This window comes from Mesorhizobium sp. M4B.F.Ca.ET.214.01.1.1 (assembly GCF_004791545.1).
GTDB classification, from domain to species: domain Bacteria; phylum Pseudomonadota; class Alphaproteobacteria; order Rhizobiales; family Rhizobiaceae; genus Mesorhizobium; species Mesorhizobium abyssinicae.
This window is the reverse complement of the sequence record NZ_SRUX01000008.1, coordinates 156097-174686: the sequence shown is the minus strand read 5'-3', so window position 1 is coordinate 174686 and position 18590 is coordinate 156097. Positions and strand designations below refer to the sequence as shown.

Sequence of the window (18590 nt, the reverse complement as noted above, 5' to 3'; positions counted from 1 at the left end):
GCTATTCGCTTCGCATACAAACGCCAGAACGGCCTTTCCGCGTCTCGATAATCGCACGTTTAGGGTCGCCTTTGACGCGGATCCGTTCAGTTTCGCATGCCGAAGGAACCGCGGCTTTGCGCTGCATGTCGGCCGTATAGTTCACCTTTGCATTTCCTGAAAGCTGACGTGCAGCGACTGCACTCGCGACCTGGTGATGCCAAGTGAAGGTCTAACCGACGAACGGAAATGCAGAGCCGTCTTACCCGATTGGATCCACCATCGCCTGTGACAGGCGGGTGAACCGGTGGAATGGCCACAGAAGAAAAGGGCAAATGAGGAGGGCGGCAGCGCCCAGGTCGAGCGCGGCCGTCGCGGTGCCAGCCCAAACGGCAAGCCTGCCGCCGATCGCTGGCGCGGCCAGCATGCCGGCATAGTAGACGGTGTAGAACACTCCCATCCCGATCGATCGCGTCCTTTGATCGAGCACGCGCGTGGGCAAGCTCATGATCGCGCCGGCCGGCAGGCCGCATACGATCCCCGTGGCGATGATGAGGGGCAGCAATGGTCCGTTCCGCGACAGAAGGAGCATCAGCATTGCGAAACCCGCACAGCCTAGAGTGAGAATCGCACCGCCCCGTCTGGTGCGATCGACCAGCAAGCCACCCAGCGGGACTGAAAGCATAGCCAGCCAAAGCACGACACTGATCGCCGAGCCTGCCGCCGCGTTGGACCATCCGCGATCGACAAGCATCTCGGGACCGAAGCTGAAGACCATTGCGAAGCCGACATTGTAGAGGCACCAGATCAGGCCGGCGGTGACCAGCGCATAGCTTGTACCGGCTGAAATGGCCAAGCGCGCTATTCTCCCGGCATGTGACGCCTCCGGGGCGCGATAGACGAAGGCCATGAGGCCGATGCCAACCATAATCAGAACCGAAACGGCAAGGCCGACTGCGGCCATCCCGAACGTCGTCCCGATTGCCGGCAGCAGCATGAGAGCGATGGCGATACCCGCTGGCCACGAGTTGATGTAGATAGCCATCGCGGTTGCGATCTCCCGGCCGGCAAACCAGTCGGCGACCATCTTGGTCATCAGGACATTCAGGAGGACACCGCCTGTGCCGCCGATCAGTCGGCCACCGATCTGCAGGCTCCAGGATGTCGAAGCCGTCGTCAGCATTTCACCCGCCAGCATCATCAGCAGGCCGGCGAGAACGGTCGACTTGTCGCCATGGCGCTGGCCGATCGTCGCGCCGGGCAGGGCCAGTGCGACCCCCGGCGCCAGATAAAGGCCGATCAGAATCCCGATGTCGGCCAGGCTCGCCCCGAGGCTGTCGCCGACAAGGGGCGCGACAGCGGCAATGCTCTGAAATTGAAAGGCCATTGCGGTGCGGGCGACGAACAGGACCGCAAGGATTGTCCAGCGACTGCGCACGGTTCCCCCCACGGAGCCCGAACTAGCCAGGCCGTATGTTTTGGTTCAACCGGAAGAAATTGGTCGGGTCGTATTGCTTCTTGATGGCGACGAGGCGCGCATAATTTCCGCCGTAAGCATCCCGCACGCGCTCGTCGCCCTCATCGCCGAGATTGTTGGCATAGACACCGCCGGTGGAGAATGGTCTGACCGCGTTCCACAACTCGCGCGCCCAGCGGATGTTCGCCTCGTCATCGGCCGGATTGTCCCAGATGGCGATCGGGAAGCAGTCAAGGGCCGCGTCGCGGTTGGCATAGGGCGAGTGTGACGCGGGCACGCGAGCGATCGCGCCGCCGACCTGCTGGAAAACCAGCAGGGACGAATGATTGGGAGCCCTCGCGTAACTGCCGAGCAGCGCCTCGATCGCACCATCGCTGATCTCGCGCAGGAACTGCGCCTTCCAGTAATAGCGCCGCCCGCGCGGAAAGAGGCTGTCGCCCGCCGATTGAATCTGGAGATAAGGAACGGCCTGAAGGCGGCTGTCGATGGGCGATCCGAATTGCATCAGCGGCGCGATGACGGATTCGCCCGCTTCGGGCGACCCGACATAGCAAGCCGAGATATTGAAGGCGCGGTCACCCGAGGGCAGCGTGACGAGCGCGGCGTCGACGCTCACCTCGTCCGGGGCGCCGCGGGAGAATCTGTCGTAGAACCGCATGGCCTCGCGCGCATGATCGTAAGCATGAAGCACCGAGCCCACGAGAAGCGACGGGCCGATCGGGTGCAGCCGGTATTCGAACCTCGTCACGATGCCGAAATTACCGCCGCCGCCGCGTAAGGCCCAGAACAGGTCGGGATGCTCAGTGGCGCTTGTTCGCAACAGCTGTCCATCGGCCGTGACAATTTCGGCCGCGATCAGATTATCGCAGCTCAGGCCGTGCTTTCGTCCGAGCTTGCCGAAGCCTCCACCGAGCGTGAGGCCGGCAATACCGGTGTCGCCATTGACGCCCATGGTCGTCGCAAGACCATACGCTTGTGTGGCAGCGTCGAGCTCGCCGAGGGTCAGACCAGCCTCGGCCCTGGCGATGCGACGCTCAGCATCGACCGCGATCGTCTTCATGCGGGACAGATCGATCACCATCCCATCGTCGCAGACGGACAGACCGGCGACGTTGTGGCCGCCGCTGCGAACCGCCACGAGGCAGCCTTGCGACCTGGCATAGGTCACGGCATGGACGACGTCATCGGGATCGGCGCAAAAGACGATTGCGGCGGGACGTTTGTCGATCGCCCCGTTCCAGACCCTGCGCGCTTTGTCGTAGGCAGCGTCCTTCGGCAATACCAGTTCGCCCCGTAAGCCTTGGCGGAACTGTTCGATCGCCGTGATCGAGGAATCGGATCGGCCCGATGGCACGTCGGTCTGTCGCGGAAGCTCCATCCTTGCTGTCCTCGGTTCCAACAGGACCACGGTCTCATAGCGTCCGGCCTTCTGCAAAAGCGAAATTCTTAGCTACTAGGTGAGAGGAATTCATCTACACTGGCAGCATGAGGAACACTCCGCCGCTCCGCGCCTTGCATGCCTTTGAGGCCGCTGCCCGGCACGGCAGCTTCAAGGCCGCGGCGGTGGAGCTCGGCGTGACCCCGACGGCGATCAGTCACCAGGTCCGCCTGCTGGAAGAGATATGCGGCCTGAAGCTGTTCCAGCGCCGACCGCGCCCGCTCGCGCTGACGAGCGCGGGAGCGCGCCTGTTCCCGATCCTGCGCAACGGCTTTGATATTCTCGCTGGTTCCCTTGCCGCGGTCGCCGACTCGGATGTTCAAACGCCGTTGCGGGTGACAAGCCCGAACGCTTTCGCGAGCCGCTGGCTCGTGCCCCGGTTGCCGAAATGGCGAGAGGTCAACCCGGCCGTGCCCCTGGAGATCATCGGCACGGACGCGCTGCTCGATCTGCGCGCCGGCGCCGCCGATGTGGCGGTCCGCTACACACGGCGCCCGCCTTTGGGATTTGCCGCGCAAGAGCTGTGCCGCGATTCCTTCTTTCCGATTTGCAGTCCGCGATTGCTGGCAGGCGATGGGCGGCCGGTCGAGCGTGCCGCCGACCTACTGCGCTATCCGTTGATCCATTTTGACTGGATGAACCGGGATCCGGACGCTCCCACCTGGCGCCGATGGCTGGCAACGGCGCGTTCAATCGATCCGGACCTGATCCCGGACAAAGCCTGGGATTTGAGCTTTCGCGAAGAGCTGCATGCGATCGATGCAGTTGTCGCCGGGCAAGGCATTGCAATCTTAAGTGACGTCGTGGTTGGCCGTGAACTGGAAACTGGCACGCTCGTCAAAGCCCATCCATTGTCCTTGCCGGGCTACAGCTTCTATGTCGTATGGATAAACCACAGTCAGCGATCCGCGGTGATGGAGTCTTTCCTGGCGTGGATGAGAACCGTGATCTAACGGCTGGCGCATGCGGTTGCATGGATGGGTGAGCTTCAGATCTACTTAGGCGATCCGCAAGCGGCACTGATAGCTTGTGGCGCGGCCCTCCGTATAAATCCTCGTCCACCCGGTTGGTATTTCTGGATCATGGGAATAGCGCAGATTTCCTCCGGTCACTATGAAGAAGCTGTTGCTTCGTTGAGCCGGGAAGAAACGTACGGGACGGGTTCGAGGGAGCACTTGGTTCCCGCGCTTGCCCTTGCCGGTCGCGTTCCTGAGGCAGAGGAGGAAGCCCGCCTATTTCTTGCGGGCAATCCAAATTGGAGGGTCGGTGATTTGGTGGCGAACTCACCTTTTAAGAGGCCGAGTGATGCGCAGCCGTTCGTTGATGGCTGGCGTCTGGCGGGCTTGCGGGACTAGATGGCGCTTGAAGCGGATTGAAATCGGTAAGAAGTTTTCCGTCTGGACAATTCGAAGGTTTTTGAGGAGATCGCCACCATCATGAGCGCTCAAGGCTTGCCCAGCGTTCTCGCATTTGAACGCTACGACCCGACTGACGCCTCGCTGGACTGGCTGCGCGAGCGTGGAGTCAACGTCATTTTCGGAAATGGGCTCTGGGAAATGCCGTTCGAGCGCTTCACCGAGGATGAGCTGATTGCCAAGGCACACGGCTGTGTCGCCTTGATGGGGGCAGGCGGCACCCGCATCACCCGGCGTGTCATGCAGGCGCTTCCGGATCTGCGCTACATCTCCAAATATGGCATTGGTGTCGACAGCATCGACATCGACGCCGCCACCGAGCACGGCATTCTGGTTTCCAGCACGCCGAACGATTTTCAGATCTTCACGGTCAGCGAGCACGCGGTCGCTCTGATGCTGGCAGTCCGCTGGTGCGGCGCTCGACGTGTTCGACCAGGAGCCGCCGAAGACCGACGATCCGCTGTTTTCGCCACCCAACGTCTTGTGCACGCCGCATGTCGCGGCCTGGACGACTGAAGGAACTCAGGCCATCGGCTGGCATGCGGCCAAGAACCTCTGGGCGATGATGAGCGGCGAAGGACATGCCGATATCGTCAACCCGCAAGCCAAGCAGCGCAGGAGTGCGCCCTTGCTCAGCGACGTGTGATTCCAGGAGGCTGCGTGAATGCCCAACCCCCCTCCTCTCTCGATTGTGGCCACCTGCTTCCATGTTTCGGCATCGGGTCATGTCTCGACGATACCCACCTAACCTGAATGTCAGCTCTCGAGGATTCGCAGTCCGAACCCGCCGGTCTTCTCTCGGCTCCATCTCAGCATTATCGGCGCAAGCTTGATTGGCCCGAGCGTCGGATCCAGCGGCTTAGATACGGCGCTAATCAATTCCGGCCGTTGAGGTGCCGTACCCGCCGCAGTGCCGGGAACAGCCAGGCCCACAGGCCTGCGACCGCGACGGCGCCAATGCCGCCGATCACCACCGCCGGCACGGTGCCGATCAGCGCCGCCATAGTGCCGGCGCGGAATTCGCCGACCTCGTTGGAGGCGCCGACGAAGACCTGGTTCACCGCATTGACGCGGCCGCGCACCTCGTCAGGCGTCCACAGCTGGATCAGCGTCTCGCGGATATAGACGCTGAACATGTCGGTGGCGCCGAGCAGGGCAAGGGCCAGGATTGACAGCCAGGTGATGGTTGAAACGCCGAACAGAACCGTGACAGCGCCGAACAGACCGACGAAGCCCAGCATGATCTTGCCGGCATGGTCGCGGATCGGGTGGCCGGCCAGCCAGACTGCGACGCAGATGGCGCCGATGCCCGGTGCCGAGCGCAGCAGGCCGAGGCCCCAGGGTCCAAGCTCGAGGATGTCGCGCGCATAGACCGGCAGCAGCGCCGAGGCGCCCGACAGGAGCACGGCAAACAGATCGAGCGAGATGGCGCCGAGCACGATCTTCTCGCTCCAGATGTAGCGGAAGCCGGCAAACAGCGTTTCCATCGTCGGCTTGTCGGTGGCGGTCTGCTGGGCGGGCTTCGGAATGGTGAAAACGAGCAGCGCCGCAACCAGCATCAGGACGGCGGCGGTGATGTAGGCCGTCTCCGCCGAAAGCCCGTAGAGCAGGCCGCCGGCGACGGGCCCGACAATGGTTGCCGTCTGCCAGGCCGACGAATTCCAGGCGATCGCATTGGCGAAGTCCTCCGGCGGCACCAGATTGGCGAACAGCGAGGATGAGGCCGGTCCATAGAAGGCGCGCGCTATGCCGAACATCGCAAGCACCACAAAGATCGGCAGCGGGCCGGCGAGGCCGCGCAACGTAAGCAGCAAGAGCGCAACCGCACAGCCCGCTTCGATCAGCGACGACAAGGTCATGATCAGGCGGCGGCCGAAGCGGTCGGCGACGACGCCGGTGACCAACACCAGGAGCAGCGACGGCAGGAACTGGACGATGCCGACGATGCCGAGGTCGAAGGGATCGCGGGTCAGATCGTAGACCTGCCAGCCGACGGCGACGGAGACGATCATGGTGGCGAAGGTGGTGAGGAAGCGCGCCGCCCAGTAGCTGAGGAAGGGCCTGTGCCGGAAGGCGGCATAGCGCTGGTCCGGCGATGTCTGTTCGGCAGTCATGGAAAGAAAGGCCCCATTGCGAAAAAAGGCCGGCGGGGCAACTTCCACGATGGGCGCTGGTCCGGCCAGATGACCTTCTAGCAAAGATCGCGGCGGGATGTGTGGCAGAATCGGCGCTGGATCAAGAAAATTCCGGCTGGCGGCAACGCGGGACGGAAAGTCAGTCCCTTAGCGCGGCGGAGATGGCCTCCAGCCCGCCGCGCAATTCGGCCTCCTTCGGCCAGCCGAAGCCGATACGGAAGAAGCGCTTAGGCATCTCGAACCAATGGCCGGGGCCAACATAGGTGCCATGGTCTTCCAGCAGCCTTGCGTAGAAGCGGTCGAGGTCGAAATCGGCGCCGACATTCAGGCGAGGGAAGCCGACGACGCCGCCTTCCGGCCGCACCCAGCCGACCAGCGGCTCGCGGTCTATCCAGGCCTGGACGATGTCGCGGCGCTTGGCCATGTCGGGCAGCAGTGTCGCCAAAAAGGCGTCGCGCCGCTGGAGCATGCCGCGCGCGATGGCTTCGTCGATGACGCTGCCGCAGATGCCGATCTGCTCCTTGGCGGCGAGGAACCTTTCCTGGAGCGCGGTGTCGCGCGTGACCAGCCAGCCGATGCGGACGCCGGGAATGCCGAAAGCCTTTGACAGCGACGAGACGCTGATCGCCGAGCGGCTCAGCGATGCCGCCGCCGGCAGGCGCCGCCCGTAGGAAAGGTCGCGATAGGTCTCGTCGACCAGCAAATGGCATTGCCGGCTTTCGGCCAGCGCCACCAGCGCGTCGAGATCGGCCCGGCCCATCGTCGTGCCTGTCGGATTGTGCGGGCAGGTGACGCTGATCAGGCGGGTGTTAGGCCGCATCGCCGCGGCGAGACGATCGACATCGACGGCGAAGTCGTCGTCGAAGTCGAGGTCGACATAGGAGATGGCGCAGCCGATCGCCCGGGGCGTCTCGATGTTGGTGGCGTAGTTGGGCCTGACGACGACGAGGTGGTCGCGCTCGGACAGCAGCGCGGTCGAGATGATGAACAGCGCGCCGGCGGCACCCGCGGTGACCAGCACGTCATCCGGCGAAAGCCCGTCGTCCTGTGCCGCGACCAGGGCGCGCAATTCCCGGTCGCCGCGATGTTCGCCGTAGAACAGCGTCAGATCTGGCAGCGACAGACCAATGTCGGAGAGCTTCTGGTCGGCGATCGAGCTTTCGGAGAGATTGAAGCGGATGCGGTCGTAGCCGTATTCCTCCGGCGCCTCCTTCTCGATCACCATCCGTGCGTAGTTCATGGCTGCCCCCGACACTGTCGGGGTTATCCAAGCCCAAAAGCATGAAGCCTGCCAAGGCGGATTCGCCGGCAGGCTTCTGTTCCAGTCGTTGAAACTATTGGCTCAGCGCCGTGGGTAGCTCAGGCCGAAACCTTTTTCCTGCCCCTGGTCTTGACCGGCTCGGCGGCCTTGCGGCCAAGGCCGATCGACTTCGCCAGCTCGGAACGCGAGGCGGCATAGTTGGGGGCGACCATCGGGTAGTCGGCCGGCAGGCCCCACTTGGTGCGGTAGGCTTCCGGCGTCAGCCCGAAATGGACGCCAAGATGGCGCTTCAGCGATTTGAACTTCTTGCCGTCCTCGAGGCAGATGATGTAGTCCGGCGTCACCGAACGCCTGGGATTGACCGCGGGGACGAGCGGCGCGGCGACCGGTTCGGGCGGCTGGCCGAGGCTGCTGATCGAGGCGCTGACGCTGGCGATGAGCTCGCTGAGGCCGGAGGCAGGCAGACGGTTCTTCTCGACGTAGGCGGAAACGATGTGGGCGGTAAGCTCGAGCAGGTCGATTTCCTTGCGAGCGTCATTGCTGTCGTCGGCCAATTTATTTCTCCGTCGGTAGGGGGTGGCGCGACTCCTAGTCGGCAAATCTGCTCAACGCAATGAGTTCGCGCCGCGAAACACGTTATTTTGAATAACTATACTGAGATGTAATACTATCAGACGATCAGCGCCTTGTCGCGCCACAGTCGAAAACCGCCTTCGAAAGCACGCGTATTGTCGCCGCGCCTGGAATCGGCGGGCATTTGATCAAGCTTGTCGACGTTGCCGCCGCCGATGACGACGTAGTCGGGCTGCAGGGCGGCGCGAAGCCTGTCGACGACGTCGAACACGGATTTGCGCCATTTCCTCTTGCCGCGCTTCTCCAGCCCGCGCTCGCCGACATAGTCCTCGAAGCTGCCGCCCTTCTTGTAGGGAAGGTGGGCGAGTTCCATCGGCTGGGCGACATTGTCGACGATCATAGCGGCGCCGAGGCCGGTGCCGAGGCCGAGAAACAGCATGCGCCCGCCCTCATAGCTGCCGATGGCCTGCATCAGCGCGTCGTTGATCACCTTCACCGGCTTGCCGAAGGCGGCGGCGAAGTCGTGGCCCGCCCAACCCTTGCCGAGATTGGCGGGGTCGGCGAAAGGCCGGTTGTGGGCGACCGGGCCGGGGTAGCCCATCGAGATCACGTCATAGGAGAGGCCCTCGGCCAGCGTCTTCACCGAGGCGATCATCTGCTGCGGCGTCAGGCCCGGGCCGGACTCGGCGCGGCGCATCTCGCCGCCGGCGCTGGTCAGGATCTTGACGTGCGAGCCGCCGATGTCGATCGTCAGCACGATCGGTTCCGCGTCCGCCGCCGCCGGCTTTGCCGCCTTGGCCATGTCGTTGCCCCCTATTTCGATGGGTTGATCCAGCCGTTCGGCGGGCCGAAGCCGTTCATGGCATCGGCCGGTCCCCAGCTCTTCGGCGCGTAGACGTGCGGCGCCGTCGTGTCGCCAAGCACCGGGCCGACAATGCGCCAGGCAAGCTCGGCCGCATCCTGGCGGGTGAACAGCTGGCCGTTGCCGTTCATGGCGTCGCCGATCAGCCGCTCATAGGGCGGCATGTCACCCTTCGAGTCGTCGAGCGCCGTCAGTTCCACCTGCTCGCCGACCATGTCGTCGCCGGCCACCTTGCGCTGGGCGCCGATCGAGATCGCCACCTGCGGGTCGATGCGGAAGCGGACATAGTTGGCGTCGTCCGGTTTGATCGGGTCGAAGACATCGAGCGGCGGCCGCTTCAGCCGCACGATCACCTCGGTGGCATGCACCGGCATGTTCTTGCCGGCGCGGATGAAGAAGGGCACGTCCTGCCAGCGCCAGGTGTCGACGAAGAAGCGGACCGCGGCGAAGGTCTCGACCGGGGAGTTGGGCTTGACACCCGGCTCCGCCAGATAGCCGTCGAACTGACCGCGCACGACATCTTCCTTGGTCAGCGTGCGGATGGCACGGAGCACCTGCACCTTCTCGTCGATCAGGTCGTCGGCCGAGCGGCCGACCGGCGGCTCCATGGCGAGCAGCAACAATATGTTGAGCAGGTGGTTCTCGATGACGTCGCGGATGCAGCCGACATCGTCATAGAATTTGCCGCGGCCGTCGATGCCGAAATCCTCGGCCATGGTAATCTGCACGCTCTCGACGAAATTGCGGTTCCAGATCGGCTCGAGGAAGGCATTGGCGAAGCGGAAATAGAGCAGGTTCTGGATCGCTTCCTTGCCGAGATAGTGGTCGATGCGGAAGATCGACTGCTCGTCGAACACCAGGTGCAGCACCCGGTTGAGCCAGCGCGCCGACTGCAAATCGTGACCGAAGGGCTTTTCCACCATCAGCCGCGCGCCGCGCGCGGTGCCGGACTGCTCCAGCCCCTGGACTACGGTCTCGAACATGGTCGGCGGCACCGCCATGTAGTGCAGCGGGTGCTGGGCGGAGCCGAGCGCTGTCTTCAGTTTCTCGAAGGTCGCGCCGTCGCGGTAGTCGCCGCTGACATAGCGCAGTTGCGAGGCCAGCTTGGCGAACACCGTCTCGTCGACGCTACCCAGCGCGGTGGCGATGCCGTCGTGGGCGCGCGCCTGCAATTTGCCGATGTCCCAGGGGTCGAAGGCGACGCCGATCACCGGCTCGGTCAGCGTCGCCTTGGCGACCATCTGGTAAAGTGCTGGGAATATCTTCTTGTGGGCGAGGTCGCCGGTCGCTCCGAAGAGCACCAGCGTGTCGGACCGTTCCTGGCTCATCAATGTCTTCCCCGCTCTCAGGCGCCGGTCTTCGGCTTCTCGACATGGCCGCCGAAGGCGTAGCGCATGGCGGAGAGCAGCTTGTCGGCGAATTCGGATTCGCCTTGCGAGGAGAAGCGGTCGAACAGCGCCGAGGACAGCACCGGCGCCGGCACGCCGGTGTCGATCGCCGCCTTCAGCGTCCAGCGGCCTTCGCCGGAATCCGAAACGCGACCGCCGAACTGCGTCAGCGCCGGGTCGTTCTTCAGCGCGCCGGCGGTGAGATCGAGCAGCCAGGAGCCGATGACGCTGCCGTGACGCCAGACCTCGGCGACCTGCGGCAGGTCGATGTCGAACTGGTAGTATTGCGGGTTTTCCAGCGGGCTGGTCTCGGCGTCGGCGGTGCGCGCGCGCTTGCCGGCATTCGCCGACTTCAGGATGTTGATGCCTTCCGCGTAGGCGGCCATGACGCCGTATTCGATGCCGTTGTGGACCATCTTGACGAAATGGCCGGCGCCGCTCGGCCCGCAATGCAGATAGCCGTAGGGCGCGGTGCCGGCGTCCTTGGCAGGCGTGCTGTCGGCGTCGGCGCCGGGTGCCAGCGTGGCGAAGATCGGATCGAGATGGCGAACCGCCTCGTCCGGGCCGCCGATCATCAGGCAGTAGCCGCGATCCAGGCCCCAGACGCCGCCGCTGGTGCCGACATCGACATAGTTGATGCCCTTGGCTGCAAGCTCGGCGGCCTGGTCGACGGCGTCGTGATAGTAGGAATTGCCGCCGTCGATGATGATGTCGCCGGGCTCCATCAGCGCCGCCACCTGGTCGGCGATCTTGCCGGTGATCGCCGCCGGCAGCATCAGCCAGGCGCTGCGCGGCTTGGAAAGCTTGCCGACGAACTCCTCCATCGAGGCCGCGCCGATGGCGCCGTCTTTGACCAAAGCGGCGACGCTTGCCGGGTTGATGTCGTAGACGACGCATTCATGGCCGTCGCGCATGAGGCGGCGCACCATGTTGGCGCCCATCCTGCCCAGTCCCATCATTCCGATCTGCATGGTCTTATCCCAGTCGCTCGAGGAAAATAGAATCTACTGGCCGTGCTGTCTTGATCGATCATGATCTTTTCCGAAAACCGGTATCCACTTTTCGGGATCATGACCGGGCATCGACGCCGACGGTGAAGTCAACATTCTCCCAACGGCCGGTGTCGGGCCAGAAAAAAGTGAAGACGATCGTGCTTCCCGGCGGCAGGCGGTCAACGGGCAGATCCACCAGATGGACGCCGAAGGCGTTCTCGGCGGTCCTGTCGTCGCGCACCGTCAGCCACTTGTCGCTGCTCCAGTGCACCACGCCTTTGGCCGCAAGCTCGACGCGCAGATTCTTGCCGGCGGGGATGGCGCGGATCTTGTTGTTGAAGCGCCATATCCTCGTGGGCGAGGTGGTCCTTGCCTTGATGTAGCGCTCGACGCCTTGCGGCGGCAGGTCGAACACGGCGCCGTCACGGAGCGAACGCAACAGCTTGATATGCTCGGCATGCGCCCAGACCAGCGGCATGGCGCTGCCCGAGGGTGCGCCGAGGCGCAACTCGCGCTGCGGCAGGTCAGGGCCGTCCCAGACCTGCTCCGGCAGCAGGCCGCCGACCCCGGCGGACGCCTCGAGCGTCGCAAGCAGGCTTTCCGCTCTGTCCCTGTGGCCCGCCGCGAGCTCGTAGTGGGCGCGCTCGCCCGCCAGCAAGGGCCACGCACGGCCCAGGCCGGTGCCGTCGAAGGGTGAGCCGTCCTCGTGCTCGCCATAGCCGTCGCCGGAGTAGCGGTACCAGAGCGGTCCCTGCGGCAGGTCGCGGCGCAGCCTGGCGTCTATGACCTTCAAAGTGTCGAGGATGCGAGGATCATCCGCGGCCCTGAGCCCAAAGCGCACCAGCGCCAGCGCATCCGGGCTGATGATGGCCTCGGCCGGCCTGTCGGTGTCGGTCGGCGGCCGGTTCTTGATCGGCACATAGCCGTCCTTCGGCGATGCGGCATCCGACGCATCCGGCGGGGCGATGCGGACATAGTAGCCGTTGACGCCCACTTCGGCGCATAGCGGCGTACCAGCGACATAGGTCCAGCGCTCGATCTGGTCGTTCCAGCAATCGGCGGTCTCGCGCAGATAGTTTGCCGGCTCTGTTTTTCCCATGATGTCGAGCATGTCGGCGGCCGCCAGCAGGGCGGCGATCTCGACGGCCAGCGTGAACGGGCTGTAGCCGGCATCCTCTTCCCAGCGGTCCTCGCCGGTGACCGGCCCGTTGCGGACCACGTAGGACGCGGCACTTTCGATCATCGGCAGGAAGTCGGCGAGCTTGGCGCGCGGCAGATGGCCGGCACGGCGCAGGGCGTCGGCGAGCAGAAGCGGAAAGGCGCATTCGTCCATCTGGATGCCCGGCCAATAGGCGGTACCGTCGGACCAGGCATTTTGCGGCCAATGGCCGTCCGGCTGCTGGATCGAGCGCAGATAGGCCAGGATCTGCAGCGCCTGGCTGCCGTCGCCGGCGGCGAGGAAGCCGCCGGCCGTCTCGACCAGGTCGCGCGGCCAGATTAGGTGATAGCCGCCGAGGTCGTCGTCGCCCTTGTTGAAGCCCCAGGGGATCGACAGGCTGGCGACGGCGGCTCCCGGCCTGGCGACCGACAGATGCGAGGCCAGCACCGCCGTGCTGGCGCGGTAGGTATTCAATCCCGACACTGCCTGCCGGTCGAGCTTAAGCAGCCCGGCCTGCCATTCGCGCCAGTTCCCGACATAGGTCGTGGCGGCCGCATCGAAGCCCTGCTCCAGGCTGGCCGAAGCCATTTCGGCAGCCTCTTCCGGCGAGCTGCCGAAACCGAGCGCCAGCAGCGCCGTGCCGTTGCCGGCGGAAAAGCCGATCTCGCCGGTCAGCGCGACATTGCCGTCCTCGGCCCGCTGGCAGGCCGGATCGAGCGCGCCGCCATGCTGGAGCTGCTGCCAGCCGTCGGAGAAGCCGACATAGCCGGCCGAGCAGGCGCCCCAGGGCAGCGACGAGGCAAGCGCCAGGCAGGTGCCGCGTCCCGAGGCGAACAGCACAGGCCTGCCGTGGTGCTCGCCAACCCAGGCGGTGTTGCCCATGCCGGCATTCACGAGATGCGGCGCCAGAAGCGCGTAGACACGGTAATCGGAAGGCCGGCCCTTGAGCGGCGTGAAGGTGATCTCCTGCAGCAGGACCGGGCGTTTCGGGTCCGTAATGATCCTTTTTTCGATCCTGTATGACCCGTCCCTCGCGGTGTTGGTCAGCCTGTAGCCCGGCACGCCGTCCTCGAAAGGCGCGACAGCATGCACGGCATCGCGCTTCTCTTCCGAAAAAGCGCCGGCGGGGCCGGTGACGATCAGCCCCATGTCGCGCGTGCAGGCCTTGTCGAGGCGCGGATAGTAGATTTCGTTGACGATGCCGTGGCTGATCGTGAACCAGATCCGACTGGCCTCAGAAAGCGCCGTGCCGACGCCGCTCTTGGCGCTTGACGTCCAGCGCGCCGGTATTCCCGGGGCGCCCTGAGCAACGGTCGCTGCCATGCATCATCTCTCCTGCCGTCGTTCCTAAACCAGGAGCAGAAGGCTTTTCAATCGTCGCACCTGAAGTTGATCGCCGGTCGCAAGAGAGGCGTCGTTGACAGCGGCATCGGCAAGCGTTCACTATTTCAGCGCAGGGAGGACTGCAGGCAAACCCGGTATCGGCCGCGCTGGCGAACGAGGCGTCGTGGCGTGTCGCTTGGTTAGCCGGATTGCAAGGGAGGAGACATGTCGGACGTATCTCCCCAGCTGATCGACAGGCTGCTCGCCATTTCGCGAGCGCTGGCAGGCCATATCGATCCGGGCTCGGCATTTCGGGCAACGGCGATCGAAATCGGCACGCTCATCCCGCACGATCATATCGACCTGGCGGTGCTGTCGCAGGACGGACGCATGCATGCCTGCTACGAGGCCGGCTTCCACACCAGCTGGAGCGAGTTGGCGCAGCATCCGGTAGAAGGCAGCCCGATCCGCTACGTGCTGTGGGGCAAGACGCCCTACCTGTTGTCGGACAACGCGCTTGTCGACGACCGCTTCCACTTTGCCGGCGCCTTCGATGGGCCGATTTTCGCGGCCAAGCTGCGCAGCCGCATCATCGTACCGCTGAGGGCGCGGGGCAGCGTCATCGGCGCGCTCAACATCAGCCGCCACGAGATCGGCTGCTACACGCTGGCGGATGTCGCGGTCGCCCAGCAATGCGCCGATCTGATCGCGCCCTATATTTTCGCGCTGATCCAGACCGAGGAGGCGCGGCGCGCCATGCTTGCCGAAAGCGAGACGCGCAACCGGGCGGAGCTGCTCAGGGTCGGCGCCTCGCAACTGACCGAGGGCATGGAGCGCGAGCGCCGCCGCATGGCGATGGACCTGCACGACCAGACGCTTGGCGACCTTGCCCGCATCGCGCGCCAGGTCTCGGCCTTCCGCAGCCGGGGCATGGCGCGAACGGCGCAGCTCGCCGACCTCGAGCAGGAGATCGCCGGCTGCCTGGCGGAGCTGCGCCACATCGTCGACGACATGCGGCCGAGCGTGCTCGAGCTGTTCGGCCTGCGCGACGCCGTCGAAGCGCATCTGAACCGCAGCGTCGCGCGGGCGAAACCGCCGATCGCGGTGCGCATCGCCGACACCAGCGACGGCAGCGCCGACAGCCTGTCGGAGACGATGCGCACGGCGCTCTACCGGATCGTCCAGGAAGCGATCAACAATGCCGTGCGGCACGCAGCGCCCGGCCGCATCGAGGTGCTGCTGACGTCGACCGACAGCGTGTTCAGTGTCGTCGTCACCGATGACGGCCATGGCTGCGGCACGATCGACCCGGCGGCGCAGGGCGGCATCGGCCACATGCACACGCGGGCAGCGCTGGTCGGCGCGCGGCTGCGCTTCGAGCCGGCCGGTCGCAAGGGCGGCACCAGGGTTCTGATCGAGATCGATCGCGCGCCGGCGGACGGCAAGCCGGCCACGGCTGGCGAGCAGCAGGCGGTATCGGAGGTGGCGTCGTGCTGATCATGATTGCCGAGAATGACGGGCTGCATCGCACCTTCGCGCGCCGGACGGTGGAACAGCTGTGGCCGGGCGATGTCGAGGTGATCGAGGCCGGCGACGGCGAGGATGCCATCAACCTGGCGGCCGAGCGCGAGCCGCCGCATGTCGTGCTCGACCTGCAACTGCCCAAGGCGACGGGCATCGAGGTGGCGCGCGCGATCTGGAGCCGACGCGCCGGCACGCACATCCTGTTCTGGTCGAACTTCGCCGACGAGGCCTATGTGCGGGGCGTGGCGCGCATCGTGCCGCCCGGCTCGGTCTATGGCTATGTGCTGAAATCGGCGACCGAAGAAGGCATGCGCTCGGCGCTGCGCGGCGTCTTCCGCGAAGGTCACTGCATCATCGACCGCGAGATCCGTGGTATCCAGCACCGCGTCCAGGACCGCTTCGAGGGCATCACCGACGGCGAATATGAGAGCCTGATCGACATCGCCTTGGGCCTGACCGACAGGGCGATCGCGGCGCGCCGCGGCCTGTCGATCCGCGGCGCCCAAAGCCGCATCAAGCATGTCTACGACAAGCTGGGCATCGTGCCGCCGGAGGAGGGCGCCGGAGAGGCTTCGGTCTTCAACTCGCGCACGCGAGCGATCTACCTCGCCCTGGCGCGGGGCCTGGTCAACATCGATGCGCTGCGCCGCGAGCAGGACAGGCTCGACGCCTGGCTGGCACAGGCGGCGCCGCTGCAGGATCAATGATCCTTGTCACCGGCTTGCAACCGACTGTGCAAAACCACAGTCGGCGCTGCGCGTTGACCCGTATCGCCCGGCCCGGGGCCTGACTAGGCTCGCTCCCCACAACAAGAAAATGCCCGGGAGGCGCCGATGCCGTTCGTCAACATACGGATACTCGAGGGCCATTCGCAAAAGCGCAAGGACGAGATCTCGCGCCGCGTCACCGAAGCCATCAGCGAGGTCGCCGAACTGCCCAAGGAGGCGATCTGGGTGGTGTTCGAGGACGTGGCCGGCAGCGACTGGTTCGTCGGCGGCGCGGCTGTCCGCAAGCCGAAGGACCAGTGATGTCGATTTCGGCGCGGGCCCGCCATTCCGGCTTCGACGACGTTGTCGGCAACGCGTCGATCGAACGGCTGGCCACGGGCTACTCCTTCATCGAAGGGCCGGTGTGGCATCCTTACGAGAAATGGCTGGTGTTTTCCGACATTCCCGAAAGCCGCATGTACAGGCGCAGCCCATCGGGCGAGATCGAGCTGTTCCGGGAGCCCAGCCATAAAGCCAATGGCAACACGCTCGACCGCCGCGGGCGGCTGGTCACTTGCGAGCACGCGACGAGCCGCGTCACCCGCGCCGAGCCGGACGGAACCGTGACCGTGCTCGCCACCCATTACGGCGACAAGGAGCTGAACAGCCCGAACGACGTCGTCGTCGCTACCGGCGGCTCCATCTACTTCACCGACCCCGGCTTTGGCCGGGTGGAATTCTACGGCGTGCCGCGACAGCAGGAGCTTTCGTTCCAGGGTGTCTACCGGATCGACGGCGACGGCGCCCTGACCTTGCTTGCCGACGATTTCGCGCAGCCCAACGGGCTCTGCTTCTCGCTCGACGAATCGCGCCTGTTCATCAACGACACCGAGCGCGGGCATATCAGGGTGTTCCGCGTCGAGACCAATGGCGACCTCAATGGCGGCGCGGTCTGGGCGGTGATCGAAGGCACGGAGCCGGGATCGACCGACGGCATGAAGATCGACAGCCGCGGCAATCTCTATTGCACCGGCCCGGGCGGCATCCACGTCTTCGATGCCTCCGGCGAGCTTCTCGGCGTCATCGCGACGCCGGAAGACTGTGCCAATTTCACCTTCGGCGACGAGGATCTGAGGAGCCTCTACATCGCCGCGTCGACGTCGCTCTACCGGCTCAGAGTCCGCGTGCCGGGGCTGAGGCTGTTTTGAGCGCGGGATCGTCCGGGCTCAAATCGGATTGGAAGTGAGGCCGGCCTTAAAAGCCGGCTGGAGTGCAGCAGTCAACACATCTGGGAGGATACGACATGAAGAAACTACTCGTCCTGAGCGCTCTGGCGGCGATGCTCGCCTCGGGCACCGCGCTTGCCGATACCAGCGGCAAGAAGATCGCCTTCTCCAACAACTACGCAGGCAATTCGTGGCGCCAGGCGATGCTGGACAGCTACGGCATCGTCACCAAGAAGGCGGTCGAGGACAAGGTGGTCGCGGCCGCCGACGTCTTCACCACCGCCGACAAGGAAGTGCCGACCCAGGCCGCCCAGGTGCAGAACCTGATCCTGCAGGGCTACGACGCCATCGTCATCAACGCCGCCTCGCCGGATGCGCTCAACGGCGCCATCAAGCAGGCCTGCGATGCCGGCATCGTCGTCGTCTCCTTCGACGGCACCGTCACCGAGCCCTGCGCCTACCGGGTCGTCGTCGACTTCAAGGACATGGGCAAGCAGGAAGTCGAGCAGATGGCCAAGTTCCAGCCCAAGGGCGGCAATCTGCTGGAAATCCGCGGCCTGGCCGGAACCTCGATCGACGACGCCATCCATGCCGGCATCCTCGAAGGCGTCGCCGCCCATCCCGAGTTCAAGATCGTCGGCTCGGTGACCGGCGACTGGGACCAGACCACGGCGCAGAAGGCGGTGGCGACCATCCTGCCGTCGCTGCCGGATGTCGTCGGCATCGTCGACCAGGGCGGTGACGGCTACGGCGCCGCGCAGGCCTTCGCCGCCGCCGGCAAGCCGCGCCCGACCATCATCATGGGCAACCGCCAGGACGAGCTGAAGTGGTGGAAAGAGCAGAAGGAGAAGGACGGCTACAAGACATGGTCGGCGTCGATCGCGCCGGGCGTCTCGACGCTGGCCTTCTGGGTGGCGCAGCAGGTGCTCGACGGCCGCACCGACATTCCGCACGACCTTCTGGTGCCGTACCTCGCCTTCACCCAGGACGATTTCGAAGCCGCCCTGCCGAAGATCAAGGAAGGCGGCGTCGCCACGCACGAATATACGCAGGAAGACGCCATCGGGGCCATCAAAGCCAACATCAAGTGATGGCTACTGTTGCCGCCGGCATCGCCAACCGGATATCGTT

17 protein-coding genes are annotated in these 18590 nt (G+C 65.0%); 8 read left to right on the top strand and 9 right to left on the bottom strand.

The window, feature by feature from the left end; translation table 11 throughout:
* Positions 1-241 precede the first annotated feature (241 nt).
* Positions 242-1417, bottom strand: coding sequence for an MFS transporter (locus EN857_RS17595; protein ID WP_127283068.1), 1176 nt, complete (start codon positions 1415-1417; stop codon positions 242-244).
* 22 nt (positions 1418-1439) lie between these two features.
* Positions 1440-2834: an FAD-binding oxidoreductase gene (locus tag EN857_RS17590; RefSeq protein WP_127283083.1), complete on the bottom strand. Its 1395-nt coding sequence runs from the start codon at positions 2832-2834 to the stop codon at positions 1440-1442.
* 134 nt (positions 2835-2968) lie between these two features.
* On the opposite strand from EN857_RS17590, the gene EN857_RS17585 reads away from it, so the two are divergent.
* From EN857_RS17585 to EN857_RS35785, 3 genes are all read left to right on the top strand, one after another.
* Positions 2969-3847 carry a LysR substrate-binding domain-containing protein gene (locus EN857_RS17585; RefSeq protein ID WP_245478145.1) on the top strand — a complete coding sequence of 293 codons (879 nt, stop codon included), beginning with the start codon at positions 2969-2971 and terminating at the stop codon, positions 3845-3847.
* A gap of 483 nt (positions 3848-4330) precedes the next feature.
* Positions 4331-4825: a hypothetical protein gene (locus EN857_RS17580; protein WP_245494397.1), complete on the top strand. Its 495-nt coding sequence runs from the start codon at positions 4331-4333 to the stop codon at positions 4823-4825.
* The gene (locus EN857_RS35785; protein ID WP_245494399.1) at positions 4734-4955 is read left to right on the top strand and encodes a hypothetical protein; all 222 of its coding nucleotides are present in this window, start codon (positions 4734-4736) and stop codon (positions 4953-4955) included. The genes EN857_RS17580 and EN857_RS35785 overlap by 92 nt, the downstream gene beginning before the upstream one ends.
* 229 nt (positions 4956-5184) lie before the next feature.
* Here the strand turns inward: EN857_RS35785 and EN857_RS17575 are convergent, their stop codons facing one another.
* From EN857_RS17575 to EN857_RS17545, 7 genes are all read right to left on the bottom strand, one after another.
* Positions 5185-6423 (bottom strand): MFS transporter, encoded by a 1239-nt coding sequence (locus tag EN857_RS17575; RefSeq protein ID WP_127283070.1) that lies wholly within the window; start codon positions 6421-6423, stop codon positions 5185-5187.
* Between the two features lie 160 nt (positions 6424-6583).
* Complete coding sequence (locus EN857_RS17570; RefSeq protein WP_127392818.1) at positions 6584-7684, bottom strand: aminotransferase class I/II-fold pyridoxal phosphate-dependent enzyme; 1101 nt, start codon at positions 7682-7684, stop codon at positions 6584-6586.
* A gap of 119 nt (positions 7685-7803) precedes the next feature.
* Positions 7804-8259 (bottom strand): MucR family transcriptional regulator, encoded by a 456-nt coding sequence (locus tag EN857_RS17565; RefSeq protein ID WP_127283072.1) that lies wholly within the window; start codon positions 8257-8259, stop codon positions 7804-7806.
* 116 nt (positions 8260-8375) lie between these two features.
* Positions 8376-9080, bottom strand: a complete 705-nt coding sequence (locus EN857_RS17560; protein ID WP_127283073.1) for an ROK family protein — start codon at positions 9078-9080, stop codon at positions 8376-8378.
* Positions 9081-9091: 11 nt separating this feature from the next.
* The gene (gene zwf / locus EN857_RS17555; RefSeq protein WP_127392817.1) at positions 9092-10468 is read right to left on the bottom strand and encodes a glucose-6-phosphate dehydrogenase; all 1377 of its coding nucleotides are present in this window, start codon (positions 10466-10468) and stop codon (positions 9092-9094) included.
* Between the two features lie 17 nt (positions 10469-10485).
* On the bottom strand, positions 10486-11499 hold the full coding sequence (gene gnd / locus EN857_RS17550; protein WP_127392816.1) for a phosphogluconate dehydrogenase (NAD(+)-dependent, decarboxylating): 1014 nt from the start codon (positions 11497-11499) through the stop codon (positions 10486-10488).
* 97 nt (positions 11500-11596) lie between these two features.
* The gene (locus tag EN857_RS17545) at positions 11597-14002 is read right to left on the bottom strand and encodes a glucan 1,4-alpha-glucosidase (protein ID WP_135858939.1); all 2406 of its coding nucleotides are present in this window, start codon (positions 14000-14002) and stop codon (positions 11597-11599) included.
* Positions 14003-14227: 225 nt separating this feature from the next.
* On the opposite strand from EN857_RS17545, the gene EN857_RS17540 reads away from it, so the two are divergent.
* The 5 genes from EN857_RS17540 (at position 14228) to EN857_RS17520 (ending at position 18550) form a co-directional block, all read left to right on the top strand.
* A complete protein-coding gene (locus tag EN857_RS17540) occupies positions 14228-15499 on the top strand; it encodes a histidine kinase (protein ID WP_127393216.1) in 1272 nt (423 codons plus the stop codon).
* Positions 15493-16233, top strand: a complete 741-nt coding sequence (locus EN857_RS17535; RefSeq protein ID WP_127283078.1) for a response regulator transcription factor — start codon at positions 15493-15495, stop codon at positions 16231-16233. Before EN857_RS17540 ends, EN857_RS17535 begins: the two co-directional genes overlap by 7 nt.
* 126 nt (positions 16234-16359) lie before the next feature.
* On the top strand, positions 16360-16554 hold the full coding sequence (locus EN857_RS17530) for a 4-oxalocrotonate tautomerase family protein (RefSeq protein WP_127283079.1): 195 nt from the start codon (positions 16360-16362) through the stop codon (positions 16552-16554).
* Positions 16554-17441, top strand: a complete 888-nt coding sequence (locus EN857_RS17525) for an SMP-30/gluconolactonase/LRE family protein (protein WP_127393215.1) — start codon at positions 16554-16556, stop codon at positions 17439-17441. Before EN857_RS17530 ends, EN857_RS17525 begins: the two co-directional genes overlap by 1 nt.
* A gap of 95 nt (positions 17442-17536) precedes the next feature.
* Positions 17537-18550 carry an ABC transporter substrate-binding protein gene (locus tag EN857_RS17520; protein WP_127393214.1) on the top strand — a complete coding sequence of 338 codons (1014 nt, stop codon included), beginning with the start codon at positions 17537-17539 and terminating at the stop codon, positions 18548-18550.
* Positions 18551-18590 lie beyond the last annotated feature (40 nt).

Coding starts and splice junctions, on each gene's coding strand:
- EN857_RS17590 (WP_127283083.1), bottom strand. CDS start 2,834: ATGGAGCTTCCGCGACAGACCGACGTGCCATCGGGCCGATCCGATTCC.
- EN857_RS17540 (WP_127393216.1), top strand. CDS start 14,228: ATGTCGGACGTATCTCCCCAGCTGATCGACAGGCTGCTCGCCATTTCG.
- EN857_RS17570 (WP_127392818.1), bottom strand. CDS start 7,684: ATGAACTACGCACGGATGGTGATCGAGAAGGAGGCGCCGGAGGAATAC.
- gnd (WP_127392816.1), bottom strand. CDS start 11,499: ATGCAGATCGGAATGATGGGACTGGGCAGGATGGGCGCCAACATGGTG.
- EN857_RS17520 (WP_127393214.1), top strand. CDS start 17,537: ATGAAGAAACTACTCGTCCTGAGCGCTCTGGCGGCGATGCTCGCCTCG.
- EN857_RS17545 (WP_135858939.1), bottom strand. CDS start 14,002: ATGGCAGCGACCGTTGCTCAGGGCGCCCCGGGAATACCGGCGCGCTGG.
- EN857_RS17560 (WP_127283073.1), bottom strand. CDS start 9,080: ATGGCCAAGGCGGCAAAGCCGGCGGCGGCGGACGCGGAACCGATCGTG.
- EN857_RS17530 (WP_127283079.1), top strand. CDS start 16,360: ATGCCGTTCGTCAACATACGGATACTCGAGGGCCATTCGCAAAAGCGC.
- zwf (WP_127392817.1), bottom strand. CDS start 10,468: ATGAGCCAGGAACGGTCCGACACGCTGGTGCTCTTCGGAGCGACCGGC.
- EN857_RS17525 (WP_127393215.1), top strand. CDS start 16,554: ATGTCGATTTCGGCGCGGGCCCGCCATTCCGGCTTCGACGACGTTGTC.
- EN857_RS17575 (WP_127283070.1), bottom strand. CDS start 6,423: ATGACTGCCGAACAGACATCGCCGGACCAGCGCTATGCCGCCTTCCGG.
- EN857_RS17580 (WP_245494397.1), top strand. CDS start 4,331: ATGAGCGCTCAAGGCTTGCCCAGCGTTCTCGCATTTGAACGCTACGAC.